The organism is Subtercola sp. RTI3 (assembly GCF_035018625.1).
Classification (GTDB): Bacteria; Actinomycetota; Actinomycetes; order Actinomycetales; family Microbacteriaceae; genus Subtercola; species Subtercola vilae.
The window spans coordinates 62,310-80,385 of the sequence record NZ_JASJXO010000003.1 but is presented as its reverse complement, the minus strand read 5'-3'; the positions used below and the strand labels follow the sequence as shown (position 1 = coordinate 80,385).

At 64.3% G+C, this 18,076-nt stretch carries 16 protein-coding genes, 1 tRNA gene and 1 pseudogene; 9 read left to right on the top strand and 9 right to left on the bottom strand.

The annotated features are described in order from the left end of the window. Positions 1 to 35 precede the first annotated feature (35 nt). Positions 36 to 560 (top strand): hypothetical protein, encoded by a 525-nt coding sequence (locus QN358_RS02445; protein WP_323511489.1) that lies wholly within the window; start codon positions 36 to 38, stop codon positions 558 to 560. Positions 561 to 660: 100 nt separating this feature from the next. Here QN358_RS02445 and QN358_RS02440 read toward each other — a convergent pair whose 3' ends face one another. After that, positions 661 to 1,059: an IclR family transcriptional regulator domain-containing protein gene (locus QN358_RS02440; RefSeq protein ID WP_136641394.1), complete on the bottom strand. Its 399-nt coding sequence runs from the start codon at positions 1,057 to 1,059 to the stop codon at positions 661 to 663. Between the two features lie 79 nt (positions 1,060 to 1,138). Between QN358_RS02440 and QN358_RS18810 the strand changes: the two genes are divergently transcribed. Together QN358_RS18810 and QN358_RS02435 are read left to right on the top strand one after the other, a co-directional pair. Next, positions 1,139 to 1,486 (top strand): GH-E family nuclease, encoded by a 348-nt coding sequence (locus QN358_RS18810; protein WP_136641471.1) that lies wholly within the window; start codon positions 1,139 to 1,141, stop codon positions 1,484 to 1,486. Further along, a complete protein-coding gene (locus tag QN358_RS02435) occupies positions 1,483 to 2,043 on the top strand; it encodes a suppressor of fused domain protein (RefSeq protein WP_136641395.1) in 561 nt (186 codons plus the stop codon). The genes QN358_RS18810 and QN358_RS02435 overlap by 4 nt, the downstream gene beginning before the upstream one ends. Positions 2,044 to 2,357: 314 nt before the next feature. Here QN358_RS02435 and QN358_RS02430 read toward each other — a convergent pair. From QN358_RS02430 to QN358_RS02415, 4 genes and pseudogenes are all read right to left on the bottom strand, one after another. Further along, a pseudogene (locus QN358_RS02430) lies at positions 2,358 to 3,491 on the bottom strand (IS256 family transposase); the annotation flags it as partial. 201 nt (positions 3,492 to 3,692) lie between these two features. Then, complete coding sequence (locus QN358_RS02425; RefSeq protein WP_136641396.1) at positions 3,693 to 4,058, bottom strand: hypothetical protein; 366 nt, start codon at positions 4,056 to 4,058, stop codon at positions 3,693 to 3,695. Between the two features lie 136 nt (positions 4,059 to 4,194). After that, positions 4,195 to 5,160 (bottom strand): IclR family transcriptional regulator domain-containing protein, encoded by a 966-nt coding sequence (locus QN358_RS02420; protein WP_323511488.1) that lies wholly within the window; start codon positions 5,158 to 5,160, stop codon positions 4,195 to 4,197. Then, positions 5,072 to 5,428, bottom strand: coding sequence for a PRC-barrel domain-containing protein (locus QN358_RS02415; protein WP_136641398.1), 357 nt, complete (start codon positions 5,426 to 5,428; stop codon positions 5,072 to 5,074). The genes QN358_RS02420 and QN358_RS02415 overlap by 89 nt, the downstream gene beginning before the upstream one ends. A gap of 401 nt (positions 5,429 to 5,829) precedes the next feature. Here QN358_RS02415 and QN358_RS02410 point away from each other — a divergent pair, with 401 nt between their 5' ends. Genes QN358_RS02410 through QN358_RS02390 form a run of 5 tightly spaced genes read left to right on the top strand, consistent with a single transcriptional unit; the run spans position 5,830 to position 14,695 of the window. Continuing rightward, on the top strand, positions 5,830 to 7,146 hold the full coding sequence (locus QN358_RS02410) for an ABC transporter substrate-binding protein (protein ID WP_323511487.1): 1,317 nt from the start codon (positions 5,830 to 5,832) through the stop codon (positions 7,144 to 7,146). 46 nt (positions 7,147 to 7,192) lie between these two features. Further along, positions 7,193 to 8,155: a carbohydrate ABC transporter permease gene (locus QN358_RS02405; RefSeq protein WP_136641400.1), complete on the top strand. Its 963-nt coding sequence runs from the start codon at positions 7,193 to 7,195 to the stop codon at positions 8,153 to 8,155. Further along, positions 8,152 to 8,988 carry a carbohydrate ABC transporter permease gene (locus QN358_RS02400; RefSeq protein ID WP_136641401.1) on the top strand — a complete coding sequence of 279 codons (837 nt, stop codon included), beginning with the start codon at positions 8,152 to 8,154 and terminating at the stop codon, positions 8,986 to 8,988. The genes QN358_RS02405 and QN358_RS02400 overlap by 4 nt, the downstream gene beginning before the upstream one ends. 47 nt (positions 8,989 to 9,035) lie before the next feature. Further along, positions 9,036 to 13,622 (top strand): alpha-galactosidase, encoded by a 4,587-nt coding sequence (locus QN358_RS02395; protein WP_323511486.1) that lies wholly within the window; start codon positions 9,036 to 9,038, stop codon positions 13,620 to 13,622. 59 nt (positions 13,623 to 13,681) lie between these two features. Continuing rightward, positions 13,682 to 14,695: a LacI family DNA-binding transcriptional regulator gene (locus QN358_RS02390; RefSeq protein ID WP_136641402.1), complete on the top strand. Its 1,014-nt coding sequence runs from the start codon at positions 13,682 to 13,684 to the stop codon at positions 14,693 to 14,695. Between the two features lie 17 nt (positions 14,696 to 14,712). Here the strand turns inward: QN358_RS02390 and QN358_RS02385 are convergent, their stop codons facing one another. Continuing rightward, positions 14,713 to 15,738 carry a PDDEXK nuclease domain-containing protein gene (locus QN358_RS02385; protein ID WP_136641403.1) on the bottom strand — a complete coding sequence of 342 codons (1,026 nt, stop codon included), beginning with the start codon at positions 15,736 to 15,738 and terminating at the stop codon, positions 14,713 to 14,715. A 135-nt stretch (positions 15,739 to 15,873) separates the two neighbouring features. On the opposite strand from QN358_RS02385, the gene QN358_RS02380 reads away from it, so the two are divergent. Next, positions 15,874 to 15,947 (top strand) — tRNA-Gly (locus QN358_RS02380). 21 nt (positions 15,948 to 15,968) lie between these two features. Here the strand turns inward: QN358_RS02380 and QN358_RS02375 are convergent. From QN358_RS02375 to QN358_RS18805, 3 genes are read right to left on the bottom strand one after another with little or no spacing between them, the layout of a single operon-like run. Further along, positions 15,969 to 17,180: a HipA domain-containing protein gene (locus QN358_RS02375; protein WP_136641404.1), complete on the bottom strand. Its 1,212-nt coding sequence runs from the start codon at positions 17,178 to 17,180 to the stop codon at positions 15,969 to 15,971. Continuing rightward, a complete protein-coding gene (locus QN358_RS02370; protein ID WP_136641405.1) occupies positions 17,177 to 17,800 on the bottom strand; it encodes a helix-turn-helix domain-containing protein in 624 nt (207 codons plus the stop codon). The genes QN358_RS02375 and QN358_RS02370 overlap by 4 nt, the downstream gene beginning before the upstream one ends. Before the next feature lie 7 nt (positions 17,801 to 17,807). Beyond that, the gene (locus tag QN358_RS18805) at positions 17,808 to 18,041 is read right to left on the bottom strand and encodes a hypothetical protein (RefSeq protein ID WP_416351948.1); all 234 of its coding nucleotides are present in this window, start codon (positions 18,039 to 18,041) and stop codon (positions 17,808 to 17,810) included. Between the last annotated feature and the right edge of the window lie 35 nt (positions 18,042 to 18,076).

Below are 18,076 nucleotides of genomic sequence, written 5' to 3'. Positions count from 1 at the left end.
ACGAGAGATAGCGGAGCAGCAGAAGGGGGGATCGGATGGATAAAACTTCCACACCGCACTGGGGCAGTCTCGGCCTAATCGAGCAGATCATTCTGCGAGAGTCTGCAGATGACGTCACGTTCGTAGATGTTCTGAATGCTGTCACAGGACCGACAGAGGATGGGCCCTACTGGAACCGCAAATTTAAATATGTGCCATCTGTCCAATTAGCAACAGCCAAGCTCATCGGCAATTCTCTGATAGTTATCCGCCGGCGAGACCGCGTCGGAGGTTTCGAAACCTTAAGCCAGCCGGAAGCGTTGGAAGTCGCCGGGGATGCCGGTAGCTGGTGGCGATATGAGTCGACGGACAGTCTCGACGCTCAAGAGACAGCGACCGACGATCATCCGTTCGTCGAGAACTGGATCGATGCGACCGACACCGGATTGCTCGTTCTGCGCGGCCGGCCATCGTATGTATCGAAGCGAGGGGTCGAGATATTCAATCTCGGCTCGACCGGTGACGTTGACGTAGACAGGGACTTCCGATTCCCTGACACGACGAATGAGTTGCTCGAGTAGTTATGTGCGCGGCGGACGGTGAATCGCCCGAGGCTTTCTGCCGCTCCGGTGCGGGTCGCGATCGAACCAACCGTGCTTCAGACGAGCCAGGTTTGAACGGCTATCGCTCAAGCACCTCGACGTAGGGGTGGGCATCCAGCCGGCTCCAGTCTGCGGAGATGGCGGCAGCTGTTGCGAGCAGCTCGGGCAGGTGGCGCTCGAGGAGCAGGGCGGTGGGGGTCTCGGCGGCGTGCACGGTGACGTTGACGGCGGCGGGTACGGTTCCGGTGCTGTCAGAGACGGGGGCGGCGATCGACCTGACGCCGGGCGCCAGTTCTTCGTCGGCGAGAGCCCAGCCGCGGGCGCGAACCTCATCGAGCTCGCGCGCCAGGTCGGCGGGGTCGCGGGCAGCGATGACGACGCGTGATGAACTGGGTTCGGCGAGGGTGCGCCGCAGGGCATCCGGAGCCAGGGCAGCGAGCAGAACTTTGCCCTGCGAGGTGACCTGAGCCGGGTTCAATCTTCACCTCGGCAGGCCAACGAAACCCGGTTCGCTCGAAGTTTTCTCTGACGGCGCCGCAACTCATGCGGAAGAGTGGATTCTCGACCACCCCGAAAGTATCAGCGGCACGAACGCGAGAGGTCAGCTTGCCTCCCGATCGAGTTGGCGTGACCAAACGGTTCAGGGCGCATGGGACCAAGCGGTTGACGCCCCCCAGGGTGGCAAGTTTTGCCCATCCTGCGGCACGACGGTTAATGTAGCGCCAAAATCGGGGATCGCGCGTGACTGGGATATGTCCCATAATCCCTCTTGGACTAACCGAACCTTCGAGCCTGACATTGTTCGAAGCGCTGTGATCGACGACTATAACGAAGGCGTTATGCTCGAATGTCCGCAATGCAACCGGTCAGCGGGAAACAATGATTCGAGATTTGGCGGCCAGTGATCACTCTCGTGAATCATTTTGAGCAGTACCTCGGAACGATGGTCGGGGGTTGGAAAACTGACATTCCTACGCTCGAGGCACCGGTTCAAATTACCAAATATGAGTTGTCGAATGGCCAGACTAGCTTCGCCACTCTGGGGCTATCCCACACGCCTTTGCACTCATCCGTGTCTGGTAAAGAAATTCACGAAGAGTTGATCCTCACTCTAAATGTTGGGAGTGCGGACGTTTCGTTACTGTCGGTGCTTGAGTACGTCGTCAGCACAGTCGCTCGAAGCAAGCACGCGTTGCTTCGAGGCGAGGTAGTGGGCCCGCTTGGCCCGCTAGTAAAAAACTCACCGATGGAGGCGTTTTACACCGCATCTCCTGTGTATTTTCCTGACGCTTTCGCGACCTACTCGGGCGGATCGTTTCAGACGGTAATAGCGTGGCTAGTTCCGATCGCCAGGAATGAGGCAGACTTTGTTCAAAAACATGGTTGGCGCAAGTTTGAAGACCAGCTTTTGAAATTCGATCCTCTTCTAACCGACCTATTTCGCGAGCCGCTGGCAATATAGGCCGTCTTGCTCGGACACCATTTCTCCGCGACCCGTCCCGACGTTCTGCTCGGCGTGCGCATCGATTACACAAGCATTGCAGGTCCTCCCAAATCGGGTACCTCGACGATCCCACCTCGTCGTTGACCGGGCTCACCCAAATCGGGGCACGAGCTTACGACCCCCGCGGAAAATTCCTGGTCATAGACGCTGTCTCGCCCCCTCAGCGCGCCATGGCGACAGATGATGAAATCTTAGCCAGGCTGCCAGGTGCCCAGGTCACGTCCCGCTGTGTGGTGGAGTTTCTCGATACCATGCGGGGTTCAGTTGTTTGATTATGCGGCGATGAGTTCGGGGAGTGCAACCTCCTGTTCGATGGGGTCGTCGATGGTGTTGAGCTGGGCCATGGAGGCTTCGGATAGGTAGCGGCGGTCGCCGGCTTCCCATTTGTCGTGTTGATCGACGAGCACGGCGCCGGCGAGGCGGAGCAACGCGGCGGGGTTCGGGAACACGCCGACGACGTCGGTGCGGCGTTTGATCTCTTTGTTCATGCGTTCCATGGGGTTGATTGACCAGATCTGTCGCCAGTGTCGTGGCGGGAAGTCGGCGAAAGCGAGCAGGTCGGATCGGGCGTCGTGGAGCATGCTGGCGACTTTCGGGTGCGATTTCGCCAGCATCGTGGCGACCTCGTCGAACTGGGCGTTGACGTGTGCTTTGTCGGGTTGCGCGAACGCGGTCCGGATGATCGAGGCGACCATCTTCTTCGACGCCCGTGGCACGACAGCGAGCACGTTGCGCATGAAATGCACTCGGCAGCGTTGCCACGACGCGCCCTGGAACACGACCCCGATGGCTTTCTTCAACCCGGAGTGCGCGTCAGAGATCACCAGCCGCACCCCACCGAGCCCGCGGGCCTTCAACGTGCGCAGGAACTCGGTCCAGAAGGCCTCGTTTTCGCTGTCGCCGACGTCGAAGCCAAGGACCTCCCGGCGTCCGTCAGCTGCGACACCGAACGCGACAACGACAGCCTGCGACACGACCAGATGGTTGACGCGGGCTTTGCAATATGTGGCATCGAGGAACACGTACGGGTATGACAACGCGTTGAGGCCACGGTTTCGGAACTGCCCGATCTCCTGATCAAGACCCGCCCAAATCCGCGACACCTCGGACTTCGAAATGCCGGTGTCAGCGCCGAGCGCTTTGACGAGGTCGTCGACCTTCCGGGTCGATACGCCGTGCAGGTACGCCTCCATCACGACCGCGTACAACGCCTGATCCACCCGGCGGCGGCGCTCAAGCAGTGCGGGGAAGAACGACCCCTAGCGCAGCTTCGGGATAGACAAACTCGAATCCCCCGCGGTCGTCGTTAACGTCCGCGGTCGGGTGCCGTTTCGTTGCGCGGTACGGGTGTCAGTACGTTCGAGCGGGGCGGCCCCGATGAACGCGGTCGCTTCCGCGCCGATGAGCTGCTAATACAGCGTCTCGGTCTCCGTCCGGATCCGGTCGGGCACGTCGGTGAGTTTGAGGTGAGCGAGGAGTTCGAGCAGGGCAGACTTGTCCAGAGCCATCGTGTGTTTGTGTCTTTCTGTGAGTAGCTTTGATCGGTTCTCACTGACCATCACACGATGGCTCATCACGTCGACGAAGCGACACTCAAGCCCGAGAAACTACACCACACCCAGGGATGCAACCTTCGAGCGCACCCGGAACATCGCGGTCGCGATGTCGCTGTACGGCTGTTTGTGGCGATTTGCCCCCGTCGTGTCTCGCCCGAGTTCTGCCGCATCGTCGAAGATCCAATGCCCGGGCCGCTTCTTCTTGGCATGAATGATGGTCATCTGCCGGTCAACCGCGTTGCGAAGAGCTACCTCGAGAAAGCTCAGTGACTCCCAGAACGCGGCAGAAATGGCGGTGTTCCATTCGTACAGTTGCATTGCTGCGTCATGGTCACCGTCGCATTCGGTGAGGTAGTGCCTGAGGCGCGCTTCTGCGAAGTGCCGCGCGTAGAACGACCAAGTCGCGAGGTTGACCACGTTTCGGGCTCCCTTTATGATGAGTAAGAACACCCCGGATGCGTCCCTGTAGCCCTCTCTGGAGGGCCGATCACACGGCCGGGGTTTTGTTTTCACCATCTTGCCAGAAACACGAGTGATACTCGGCTATGAAGGCTCAGTGCTCGGGCACCTCGACGTAGGGGCGGGCATCCAGCCGGCCCCAGTCTGCGGAGATGGCGGCAGCTGTTGCGAGCAGCTCGGGGAGGTGGCGCTCGAGGAGCAGGGCGGTGGGGGTCTCGGCGGCGTGCACGGTGACGTTGACGGCGGCGAGTACGGTTCCGGTGCTGTCAGAGACGGGGGCGGCGATCGACCTGACGCCGGGCGCCAGTTCTTCGTCGGCGAGAGCCCAGCCGCGGGCGCGAACCTCATCGAGCTCGCACGCCAGGTCGGCGGGGTCGCGGGCAGCGATGACGACGCGTGATGAACTGGGTTCGGCGAGGGTGCGCCGCAGGGCATCCGGAGCCAGGGCAGCGAGCAGAACTTTGCCCTGCGAGGTGACCTGAGCCGGGAACCGGGTGCCGATCTCCACCCGCAGGGCGATGATCTTCGGAACGGCAACGCGGGCGGTGTAGACGATGTCGCTTCCGCTCAGCTGGGCCATCGACGACGACTCGCCGGTGCGCCCGACGAGTGCTTCGAGGTGCGGGCGGGCCACCTGCCAGAGCCCTTGCGAGCTGACGAAGGCGTAGCCGAGGTCGAGTATGCGCGGGGTCAGCTCGAAGAGCGAACCGCTCTGCCGTACGAAGCCGAGTTCGATCAGGGTCGCCAGGAGGCGGTGCGTAGTGGGGCGCGCGAGGTTGGTGGCTGCGGCGATCTCGGCGAGCGACATGCTGGTGTGGCTATCGCCGAACGCGCCGATGACGTCGAGCCCGCGCGCGAGGGCTTCGACGAAGTTGGCGGAGGCACCGCGACCGGCTATTGGCTGGTTCCTTTCGCGAATGGGCCCTTCTGGGGCGGGGCGTGGGTGCGGGGGCGTAGCGCGGCGAGGGCGCTCAGCGCCGCCCGAGGCGCCGCTCGCCGCCCGAACCGGTCTCGTAGGGCAGCTCGTAGTGCGCGAAGACGGCTGGTTCGCTGGCCGCATCGAGTTCGCCGTCGGTCGCAATGAAGGGGGCGTCTTTGATGAGTTTCTTGGCATACATGACTTTGACGAACTTGGGCGCGACGACTGCTCCGGCGAGCGGCACGAAGACGAGCTTCTGGCCGTTGAGAATGCCGATGTGCACTGACGCGAACGAGGGCTGGTCTGTCGCGGTGTCGAAATAGATGCTCTCGAGCGAGCCGACTTTGTCTTCGTTCTGGTCGACGACCGAGAGGCCGATCCAGTCACGCAGGTTCTCTGCCTCGAACATGCCAGCCTTCTTTCTCGCCGGGGAGCTCCCGGTGTGTTGCCCTAACGCTAGCCGGTGGCGGCGGTGTGTAGCCGAAAGGCACGGCGCTGGGCATCCGATCGGTTGAATCTGAACGCCCCGGTGCGCCAGCGGGAAAAAATGATAGCGATTTCACAGTTCGCATGATAACGTTTTCAAAAGTCAGGCCACGGCACTGACCCAGCAGCTCAGCCTGACCACACAGCGGTCACATCACAACGAAGTGAGGTAGTTATGCACACTCTTCCCGCAACACCGTGAACTGGGCGCGGCCACACGCGCCGCGCCCACGCATCACCCTTCTCCACCGTCTCGTACAGCTCTGACGGCGCACTTCGCCGCGCCACTTTCGTGCACAACGCTTTCAAGAGAAATGAATTTCGATGAAAAAATCTTTGCTCGTCAAAGCCGCCGGGCTCGCCCTCGGCGCAACCCTCGTCTTCACCGGCTGCGCATCGGGAAACCTCGCGAACGGCAGCGCTACCAGCGATGCCGTCTGGAATGACCCCACTGCTTCGCTGGCCGGTGTGACCCTCAACTTCGGCGGCGGCACGGTGAAGGGCCCGATCGATCAGGTCATCACGGCCTTCGAAGCCAAGACCGGTGTGACCATCAAGCGCGTGACCTACCCTGACCCGTACGAGCAGAGCCTTCTGACAAAGGTCGCCGTGGGTGACAAGCCCGACCTCGCCGCGTGGCAGCCGACCGCGAGCGAGCTCACCGCGCTGCAGGCCTCGACGAACCTGCTCAGCCTCGACGGCGCACCCTGGCTCGACAAGCTCGACCCCGCGCTGAAAGATGTGACGGGCATCCTCGACAACACCCGCTACGCCGCCCTCGTCACGTCACCTTCTGTGATGGGCGTCTACTACAACAAAGACGTGTTCGCGAAGGCCGGCATCACGGCAGCGCCGAAGAACTGGAGCGAGTTCGTCGCCGACGCGTCGAAGATCAAGGCCACCGGCACGACGCCGTTCTTCGAGGCCGGCGGTTCGCAGTGGCCGACTCAGTGGTGGGTTCAGGTGCAGCTCGCAGAGAAGGCCAAGGCCGGGCTCTGGGATGACATCAACACCAACAAGAAGCAGTTCACGAGCCCGGATGTTCAGACCGCGATCGACAACTACAACACCCTGATCAACCAGGGTCTGTTCAACCCCGACATCAAGACTGCGACGTTCGACGACCAGAGCACCGCCCTGCTCGCCGGATCGACGGGCATGGTTCTGCAGGTGAACGCCCTGCTCGAGCAGCTGCAGCTGAAGGCGACCTCTGCCGAACTCGACGCGAAGCTGGGCTGGTTTCCCATCTCAGCCGATGGCGTCACCGCGACCTCGATTCCCGACAACAAGAACGGCATCGTGGCCTTCAAATCGGGCGACCCCAAGCGTGAGGCCGCCGCACGGCAGTTTCTGACTTTCTGGATGACGACCGACTACGCCGACTTCATCGCGGCGTCGAACTCGGTGTCGATCGAGCCGTCGGTTCCGACCCCGAGTGGTGTGCCGCAGCTCGCCAAGACCATCTCGGCTTCGCTCGCCGATTCGGTGGGCTCGATGCAGTCGCAGGCGATCGCCAACCCCGACCTCTACATCAACCTGGCGAACATGATCCAGGGCACCGTCACGCCAGTGCAGGTGGCAGAGACCACGCAGAACCAGTTCGCACAGCTCGCCAAGGCGCAAGGGGCTGCCGGCTTCTAGCCGCGCTCCGGATGCCGCACCGCGAACACTGAGAGAAACGAAAACCATGAGCACACTCACGCGCCCCGACGCCGAGCGGGGAGCCCGGCCACCGGGCCTCCGCCAGGCACCCCAGCGGCCCAAGCGAGGCAGGCGCCAGGTCGCCGAGGCACGCTCGTATCCTTCGTGGTTCTTGTTTCCAGCGTTCGCGGTGCTGGCGATCTTCTTCTTCGTTCCGACGATTCTGAACTTCGTCTACGCCTTCACCAACTGGTCGGCGTTCCACTCCGGTATCTCATTCGCCGGCATCGACAACTTCGTGTCTCTGCTGTCTGACGGGTCGCTGCTGAAGGCCGTTCGGGTGACGCTCGTCTACGCGGTGCTCGTGGCGCTCTTTCAGAACCTGTTCGGGTTCGCGCTCGCTCTGTTTCTCGAGCGCGACACTCGACTGAACCGAGTGGCGCGCGTGCTGTTCTTCGTGCCCGTGCTGCTGTCACCGTTGGCGGTAGGGTACATCTTTCAGGCCCTGCTGAAGCCGGAGGGCGCCCTGAACGGCATTCTCGGGCTGTTCGCCGGCGGCGCCGTGACCATTCCCTGGCTCGGTGACACCACCTGGACGATCGTGGTGGTGGCGCTGATCCAGTCGTGGAAGTGGATGGGGCTGACCATGCTCATCTACCTGGCTGGCCTCAAGACGATGCCAGAAGACGTTCTCGAAGCCGCCCGAATCGACGGCGCCTCGTGGTGGCGCACGCTCACCTCGGTTCGCTTCCCGTTGCTCGCCCCGGCCCTCACGTTCAACGTGGCGACAGCCCTACTGGGGTCGCTGAACGGGTTCGACGTGGTGCAGGCGGCCACGGCCGGCGGGCCGGCCCAGACCACCGAGGTCGTCAACATCTTCATCTACCGAACCTTCGGGCAGGGGCTCTACGCCCAGGCCACGACGATGAGCCTCATCTTGTTCCTGATCGTCGTGATCATCGCATTCCCGGTCATCCGGTATCTCAGAAAGAGGGAGGACGTACTGTGACGCGCGCACACCGTTCCACGCTCAAGGGCGTTCACGCCCTCGCTGTCGTCATCATCACGCTGATCGTCATCGGCATCCCTCTCTGGCTGGTGCTCATCACCTCGGCGAAGTCAGACGGCGAAGCCCAATCGCCCGACCTGACCCTGCCGCACACGTTTCAGCTCGTGCAGAACTACACACAGGCCATCACCGACGGTGACGTGGTGGGGGGCCTTCTCGGCAGCCTGCTCGTCACTATCCCGGCCGTCATCGGCGTGCTGGTTCTCGGCTCGGCCGCCTCGTGGGTGCTGGCGCGCCGCACGTCACGGCTCAACGCGGTGCTCTACTCGATCGGCATCAGCGGCATCGTTCTGCCGCCCGCTGTGATCACGATCGTGCTGACGCTGAAGAACATCGGCCTGAACGGCACCGCGGTGGGCATGATCGGTGTCTACATGGGCATGTTCATGGCCACGGTGATCTTCTTCGTGACCGGGTTCGTTCGGAGCATCCCTGTCGAACTCGAAGAAGCGGCCCGCATCGACGGTGCCAAACCGTTGCAGGTGTACGTGCGCATCATCTTGCCGCTGCTCGGCCCGGTGATCGCCACGGCCACCATTCTGGTGACGCTCTCGGTGTGGAACGAAGTCTTCTACGCGTTCTTCGTGCTCGGCGGCAGTGGCACCTCGACGCTGCCCCTGAACCTCTTCTCTGTGGCCTCCGCGTCGACGTACGTCAAGAACTGGAACCTGATCTTCGCGTACGTGGTGCTGATGAGTCTGCCGATGCTGGTCGTGTTCATCATCGGCCAGCGACGAATCGTCTCGGGAATCACGGCGGGCGCAGTGAAGTAACACCGCCCCCACCTGATCCGCGCCTTCCCTTTCTTTTGGAGATCTTCATGCCCGACGTACGAATCGAAACCGGAAACGACCGGCTGGAGATCGTTCTTGTTCACTCAGGCGATACCCCTCTGCGCATCGCCCGCTGGGGCCTCCGCGGCGCGACGGCCGACGTAGCCGGCGGCCAGCCGCTGGTCGAGATACTGACCGTCGACGCCGGGCACGTGCCCTCGACTCCGAGGCTCGTGGGTACGGCGGTGGGCTCGCGGCTGCGGTACGTGGGCCACAGTGTGAGCGAACGACCGGGGTGGAGCATCCTGAGCGTCGAACTCGCCGAACAGCGTGCTGCCGTGGGTTGGACGGGCGATGGCGACCCGCTCGAGGCCGGTCTGTCTGTGGTGGCGAGCATCGAGGTGCCGCTGCACGCCGCGGCGGCTCGCGTCGTCGTCACGGTGACCAATGGCGGCGGCCAGGCGCGGGTGCTGCGTTCGGTGACGTCGCTCGCCCTGCGGGTGGGCCTCGGCACCGATCTCGCGACGGCGCCCCGTGACCTCGACTTCTCGTGGGCGAAGAGCGACTGGATCGGCGAGTCGCGCTGGCAGACCGAGAGCCTCGAGCAGGCGGGCCTCGTCGAACTCGAACTGGCGTCGCACGAGAACAGCGATGCGCGGGGCTGCCTGTCATTCGCGTCGAGCGGATCGTGGTCGTCTGGCCAGGTCGTGCCGACGGGCGCTCTGGCCTCCCGAAACAGAACGAATGTTGACGGCGCTGGCGCTGGCGTCGGCGCCGGTGCTCTTGACGCGGCCGGTGGAGGCGCCTTGGCCTGGCAGATCGAGCACAATGGCGGTTGGCGTTACGAGCTCGGCGAGAACCACGAAGGCAGCTACCTGGCCCTCAGCGGGCCCACCGACGACGACCACCAGTGGCTTGCCGTACTCGAGCCCGGCGACAGCTTCACCACCGTGCCCGTGACACTCGCAGCAGGCACCGACCTCGAATCGGCCTTCGCGGCACTGACCGACTATCGACGTGCGGCCAGGCGTGGGCATCCGGATGCCCGGGCACTGCCTGTCGTCTTCAACGACTATATGAACACGCTGATGGGCGACCCGACCACCGCCCGGCTGCTGCCCCTGATCGACGCGGCCGCAGAAGCCGGAGCCGAAGTCTTCTGCATCGACGCCGGCTGGTACGACGACTCGGGCGACTGGTGGTACAGCGTGGGGGAGTGGAAGCCCTCGACAGTGCGGTTTCCCCGGGGGCTCGCCGAGGTCGTCGAGCACATCCGCTCGAAAGACATGGTGCCGGGCATCTGGCTCGAACCCGAGGTTGTGGGCGTGCACAGCGCTGCCCTCGCGGGTCTTCCCGAGGAGGCGTTCTTCTCCCGCCACGGCCAGCGCGTCGTCGAGCACGGTCGATACCACCTCGATTTTCGCCACCCGGCAGCGATCGCTCACGTCGACGAGGTCGTCGACCGGCTGGTCGCCGAGTTCGGCATCGGCTATTTCAAACTCGACTACAACATCAACCCCGGGGCCGGCACCGATCTGTCGGCGAGCAGCGCCGGCGAGGGGCTTCTGCAGCACAATCGGGCGCACCTCGCGTGGCTCGACGCGGTGCTCGACCGGCACCCCGCCCTCACGATAGAGAACTGCGCTTCGGGCGCGATGCGCATGGACTTTGCCATGCTGTCGCGGCTGCAGCTGCAGTCGACCAGTGACCAGCAGCATCCGCACGCCTACCCGCCCATCGCGGCGGCCGCGCCCCTCAGCATGCTGCCCGAACAGGCGGCGAACTGGGCCTACCCGCAGCCCGCGATGAGCGACGAAGAGATCGCGTTCACCTTGTGCACCGGTATTCTGGGGCGGTTCTACCTCTCTGGACACCTCGACACCATGAGCATTCCGCAGCAGACCCTGGTGGCCGAAGCGGTGGCCGCTCACAAGCGTGTTCGGCACGAGATCGCCGTGTCGCACGCCACGTGGCCGCTGGGCCTCGAGCAGTGGGATTCGCCCTGGGTTGCCTTCGCGCTCGGCGACACCGACTCGCGCCTGCTGACGGTGTGGAAGCGGTTGGGCGCCGACGCGCGCATCGAGATACCGCTGCCCGCCTTCGCCGGCGGCCCGCTGGTGGTGTCGACCGTCTTTCCCCGCCGCCTGCAGCCGTGGGAGCACGAGTGGAACGCGCACACCGGCATCCTCACCCTGTTCGCCGATGTCGAGGGGGTGAGCGCCAGAACTCTGCGCGTCTCGCGCGAACCGCGCACCGAGAACGTCGTCGTCGATCTCGCGAGCGACACGGGTGAGGTGCACGGCGGTGCAACGGGCATGCTCTACGGCCTCGCTGATGTCGGGGTTCCGAGCGCCGCGCTGATCGCTGGCGTGCGGCCCCGAACCATGGCGCAGAAGGCGCCGGGAGGCAAACAGCACCCCAATGGTGACGCCGTCGCCCTGGCCGACGGGTTCTTCGCCGCCGGTGGTCGGGAGATGGTCGTCTACATGCAGGATGCCTTCGAGCAGTGGCCGTACGAAGACCTCGGCCTCGAGCACTTTCGGGAGGTCGTTCGTGCGCAGGTGCGAATCGTCGCTGCTCGCCCCGACTCGGATCGCTTCGTCTGGGTGCCCTTCAATGAGGGCGACTGGATCTGGTACACCGACTGGCAGGGCGGCGCACGCGAGGCGTTTCTCGCTGCCTGGCAGGTCATCGTGCACGAGATTCGGGCGCTGGATGCCCATGCCCGCATTGCCGGGCCGAACGAGTCGCACTACTTTCCTGAACGCGTTCGCGACTTCTTCGAATTCTGTGTCGCCAACGATGTGCTTCCCGACGTGATGAGCTGGCACGAACTGCAGCCCTCGTCGCTCGAGGTCTATCGGCCGCACTACGAGCACTACCGTGCGCTCGAACGGGAGCTCGGTTTCGGCCCGCTGCCCATCAACATCGACGAGTACGGCAACCGGCGCGACATGTCGGTTCCCGGGCAGCTCATTCAGTGGATAGACCTGTTCGAGTCGACGAAGGTCGATGCCGATCTCGCGTACTGGAGCATGGCCGGCAACCTCGACGATCACGCGGTCGGAACCAACCAGGCCAACTCGGGCTGGTGGCTGCTGCGCTGGTATGCGCAGCTGGCCGGGCACACGCTTCGGGTCGAGGTGCCGCAGCCGGCGGTGCGCGATTCGCTGCGGGCGCTGGCGGCGCTCGATACGGGTGTGGGTGCGGGCGCTGGTGCCGGTGTGAGTGCGGGCGTGGTCACCGTGCTGCTCGGCGGCACCGACTGCGACATCGCCGTCACACTCACCGGTTTTGCGGCGGCGGGCCTGCCAGCGACTGTTCGGCTGCGGGTCGAGCGCCTGGGCTGGTCGGGCTACCAGGGCGACTCACTGGGCGGCGACCTGATCGTTGAGTCGATCGAAGACGTCTCTGATGACCGGCTCCGAGTGGTCATCCCGAACACCGACTCGCTCGCGGCGTACCGGGTGCGGGTGCTGGCTCAGCGCGACACCGTGTCGGGCCGCGGGGTGGGCGATGCTGACAGCCCCCATGCTGACAGCTCTCCCGCCGACAGTGTCGACGTCGACAGCACTGGTGCCGAGCTCGTCGACTGTGTGGTCTCTCGCCACGGCGACGATCCGCAGGGCTACACCGGCTGGGGCCGCGCAGGCATCAGCTCGATGCCCGCAGCCACGAGCTCGGCCCGATTCACAATCGATGTCGCCGCCGCAGGCGACCACGAACTTGCACTCTTCTACGGCACCGACTCGATCGCCGCGCAGCTCGCACTGTCGATCGACGACGCTGAGTCGCTGCTCATCCAGCTGCCCGCCACCCTGTCGAGAACCTACACGGCCAGGGTCGATCACCGCGTGACGCTCAGCCGGGGCAGCCACACCGTGACTCTCTCGACGGCCCTCGCCGGGGTTCACCTCGAGGCCAGCGATGTTTCGCTCGACCGCATCAGGCTCACGGCCGTGACGGCAAAGCGGTTCATCGACGTGCTCGACGCCACGACTCCCGATCCGGCCGCTGGTGCCGGTATCGGTGTCGGTGTCGGCAATGATGTTGATGCGGCCCTGCTCTTCTTCGTGGCCGTCGCCGCCCGCGGGCGTTACCGGCTCACCGCCGCAGTCGATGCCGTGTTCGAGATCGAGGGCAGGCCTGCTGGCGGCCGCGACGTGTTCCTGCCGCTCGGAGTTTCTCGGGTGACAGTTCGGCATCCCGCCGGCCCCGCCACCGTGCTCGGTCTGACGATCACCCCGGTTCCGGATGCCCAGACCATCACCCTCGCCGCACCTTCGTTCGAGCCGCTCTCCTCACCCGGCGGAACGGTACAGGTCGACGTCCCCGCGGGTCTGGAGGGAGAGTACTGCCTCACCATCGTCTTCAGCAACGCCGACAAATCGACCGGCCACCTGTACAACGCCGACGTCATCAACAGGTCTCTCGACATCGGGCTCGACGACGAACCGCCGGTCAGGGTGTGGTTCGGGCACACGTACGACTGGGAGAACCGGGCGGAGCTGACCGTACCGATCCGGCTGTCGGCAGGTCAGGGCATCCTGAAGCTGGGCGCACTGGATGGCCCTGGCCCGACCGTGTATTCGCTTCACCTCGACAGGCTCGCCTCGACGGGAGCACGCCGGTGAGCGAGGCGATCGCCGATGACCTCACTCCGGCACAGGGCGACTTGTATAGTGGCCCCACCATGTCGAGAACCTTTGCCAAACCCGCAAGCATCGCTGATGTTGCGCGCGTGGCAGGGGTGTCGGTGCCCACCGTCTCACGGGTGCTGACCGGCGCGGCAAAAGTGAGTGCCGAGCGGCGCGAACGAGTGCAGCGCGCAATCGTCGAACTGGGCTACCGACCCAACAGCGCAGCCCGTGCCCTCGTGAGCGGAAAACAGACCATCATCGCCGTGATGACCTCCGACACGACCATCTACGGGTACTCGGCCACCATCGAGGGCATCGAGGTGGCCGCGCGCGAAGCCGGCTTCTTCGTCGTGATCTCTGTGATCGAGTTCTCCGACGCCGCCGAAGTCGATCGGGCGGTCAGTCTCGCGCTCGGCCAGCCGCTCGCCGGAATCATCGTTCTGAAGTTCGACCCGGCCGGCGTGCAGATTCTGAAGTCGCTTCCGCGGGACATCCCGCTCGTCGCCGTGTCGGGCGAACTCGACGACAGCCTTTCGCAGGCGGTGCTCGATGAAGAGGCGGCGGGCGCCGAGATGACCCGGTACCTGCTCGGTCTTGGGCACGCCACCGTGCACCACGTCTCTATCCCGCCGTCGCGAAAAGAAGACGGCCGAACGATCGGCTGGCGCAAGGCACTCGCCGAAGCCGGCGCCGAGACGCCCCCCATCATCTCGGCTTCGTGGGCGGCCGACTCCGGTGTGCGCATCGGCCTGGGCCTTGCCGCCCGCCCCGACATCACGGCGGTGTTCTGCGGCAACGACGAGGTGGCAATGGGGGTCATCGCGGGTGTCGTCGACAGCGGTCGACGGGTGCCAGACGATGTGAGCGTCGTGGGCTTCGACGATCATCCACTTTCCCGAATCTGGCGGCCCGGCATCACCACGGCCATGCAGGACTTCGGCAGCCTCGGCAAGCGTGCGTTCTCGCTGCTCGCTCTGCAGATCGAGGGCGAAGAGAGCCCGGCCCGCTCGTCTGAGAGGCCTCCGCTCGTCATCAGGGCGAGCGCGGCGCCGCCGCCGCGGCGCTGACTCGGCGCTCGACTCTCTCAGCCCTCGCCGAGTGCGGCGGCGAACGTCGCCGCGTCAGGGAGTGCCGATTTCTCGTCGGGTGGAAGCAGATCGTACGTGTAGGTCGACACCGCCATCGGTGACTCGGCGCTCCCGAGCGAGTAGCGAACGGTGTGATCGTTTCGGCTCCCGCAGATGAGGATGCCGACGGTCGGTGCGTGTGCTGGCCGACGGAGCCGGTCGTCGACGAGGGCGGTGTAGAAACCGAGTTGCCCGGCGAAACCCGGCTCGAACTTGCCCGTCTTCAACTCGACGACCACGTAACGCATCTGCTCCACGTGAAAGAACAGCAGATCGAGGAAGAAGTCGTCGCCTCCGACGTCGAAGTGTACCTGACGCCCCACGAACGCGAAGCCTTGGCCGAGCTCGTGGAGGGTCGCGACGATGCGGTCGGTCAGCGCCCGTTCAAGATCTCGTTCGGCGGCTTCGGCGCCGAGATCGAGAAAGTCGAACACGTATGGGTCTTTCGCGATCTGCTGTGCGAGTTCGGAGTCGGCGTATTCGAGCTTGCTCTCGAAGTTGTTGGGGGAGGCACCCGAGCGTTCGAGCGTCTTGTTCTTGATCTGGTTCAGCAGCATGTTTCGCGACCACCCGCGGTTCACTGCTTCGGCGGCGTACCAGTCGCGCGCTGTTCCCTCGTCGAGTTTGTCAAGAAGGAGCATTATGTGGCCCCACGGCAATTTTCCAGCAGCCTGCTGGAAAATCGATTTCTGGTCGGGCCACGCCGCCGCCAGGGCCCTCATGTAGTTCAAATTGCTCCGTGAGATTCCTGTCATGTGAGGAAACTCTTTTCGCAGATCTGCGGCCAGCCGCGCCACTACTCCGGCGCCCCAGCCGTCACGCTCCTGCTGAACCAGGATGATGTTTCCAATCGACCAGTACAGCTCGATGAGCTGGGTGTTCACAACCCGCTGAGCCGTGAGCTGGGCGCCCCGTATCTGTGATTTGAGCGTCTGTAGCAACTCTGTGTAGCCTTCCGGCAATTCAGGGACGGGGTGTTCCATTCGACATCGCCTTCAGGTTCGGGGTTGGTAAACCGAGCATAAGCGAGTAATGCTCATACTGGTGCACCCCTGCTGTCGAGCGTCGACTCGAATTGGTTGCTAACATCGAAGAGCCTGAAGTGCAGATCAGGCCACGCGAGTGTAGTTCAGTGGCAGAACTTCAGCTTCCCAAGCTGATAGCGCGGGTTCGATTCCCGTCACTCGCTCCATCTGGTCATCGCGGGGGCGGTTCAGCGTGCAGCTGCGGTCAGCTTCTCGGTGTTGCGCACCAGCTGTTCACGAAGAAAGCGCCGCTGGTCATCCGCGAGCGCCTCGTATGCAGCATCGGCATGTTCGGCAATGCCGACCGCGATGCCGGTGACGAGAGCCAGAACCTCATCGGGTTCGAGGTCTGCCATGGTGGCCAGCTTTCGCCAATGATCGGCGCCGACTGTCTGGGGGCGTTTCGCACCACTGATGTGCATCGCGAGGTCTTGGTGGTACTCCGGGTACAGACCGACCGGCACGACGTCGTACAGCGGTGACAGCGTGATGCCCGATGGGCGCAGCAGCAGCGAGTAGTTTTTGGCGTGCGCGTCGGCGTTGCCCAGCATTGTGTTGAACGCCAGCTGCTCGACGAATGCGTGGGCGAGTCGACTGTCGCGGTCGACGGTGGCGAGCAGCGTGAGGGCCTGCGTGGCCGTCATGTCGTACTTCTTGTCGGGTGACGTAGCGCTCGCCTGAGCGAGATCTTCGGCATGGATGCGCGTCGCAACAGGTCGGGTCGTGTCGCGGTCGAACCGCTCGACCAGGTACGCGGTCTGGTCTTTTGCGGCCAGCACTGACGCCATCGGTGCGTGCAGGCCGACAGCGTTCGCCAAGCGGAGGGATGCGGTCTCTGCCTGTTCCAGACCCCGAAACGAAGGGCGGGCTGGCTTCAGGATGTGGGTCGATGGCACGGTCGCATTCGACCAGTACCAATCGTCGTCGACGAGGGCGAGGGCGAATTTGCCTTGGGTGCCTCCCAGCGAGAACCGTGCCGGCGCGTCAGTGGGAACCCAGGCATCCGGGTCGCGTTTCAGAGCCGCGATGCGGGTGGCGATGTCGCGCTCGGTGGCCGGGTTCAGTTCGGGCTCACCGGTGTTGATGCCGGTTCCCTCCCGAACAAGCACGAGACCACCTGCGATGTCGCCGCCACTCTCAGCGAGCAGATCGAAGGTGTTCGCGCTTGGAGACCCGTAGACCTCGGCCATGCGGGCGCGGGTTGCGGAGTGGTCGGGCAGGAAGTTTTCGAGAAAATGACCGGCCGCTGAGCGTGTGGCCGGTCTGTCTCGTGGCAACGAGAGCGAGAGGGGGGTGGCTGGTGCGGCGTCGTCGTAGACGAAGTTCACGGCCCCTGTGTTGTCTTCACGAAACTGGCCGACAAAGTGACCTTCGAGAAAGGCGTCGAGTGCAGCTGTCATGGCATGTCGATGCTGGGCAGCGCAGACGGCTCGACGTCGATCGCGCGCAATACCCGTCGCAGATCGCCGAGCGACGTGATCTCGCGCCCCTGCTCGAGCGCGAAGACGAAGCTGCTGTCGACTCGCGCGAGGTCGGCCAACTCTTTGCGGGAGAGCCCCCGAATGCTGCGTTCGGTCGAGACGACATCGGCGAGGTCTGCCGGGTCGCGCAGGTACTCGGACGGGCGATGGTTCACGCGCTTCGTGATGAACTCGTTGTTCTGCCTGAATGCGTGCATGACGAGATTTGTTCTCCCGTTCACCTGGGCCGGTGCTTTTCCGCCCCACCAATCAACGAGAAGGGTGGAGGGATCGGTGCTCGCGCGGAGTTCGCGAATGCGAGTGGCCGTTCGCGCACGCAGCTGCCCGGTCAGCCCCCTAAGACCGCGTCGATGAAGTGCGTTGGTCAGGGCATCCTGAGACGTCGGTGACAAAGGCCGCCGCCCCGACGGGCGCTGAACGGGGCCGTCGATGACCCAGCCGCGCCCGACCTTGGTGGCCGGGAGTGCGCCGCGGGTGATGAGCGCCCGCACGCGCCGGGGCGTGATCGCCGCGGCGGTGGCGTACTCATCCACGTTCATGACACAACTATACCGTCTGGGGCTGCGCAGGCTGCCGCTGCGAATACGCCGGCCCCCGCCCGCGCCACCCCGCCCGCGCCACCCCGCCGGCACCCGCATTCTGGTACGTGACCGGCCGCAGCCACCGGGTGATGGCCGAGCTGCCCACCGAGGTGCGCGCAGGGCTCGTCGTCGCTGGATACGGGCCGCCGTGTGTCATGGCCCACGTCACGGCGACGCCGGTGGGCACATCGTCGAACACCCCGACCTGTATCCGGTCGTGCAGGCCGAGGCCAT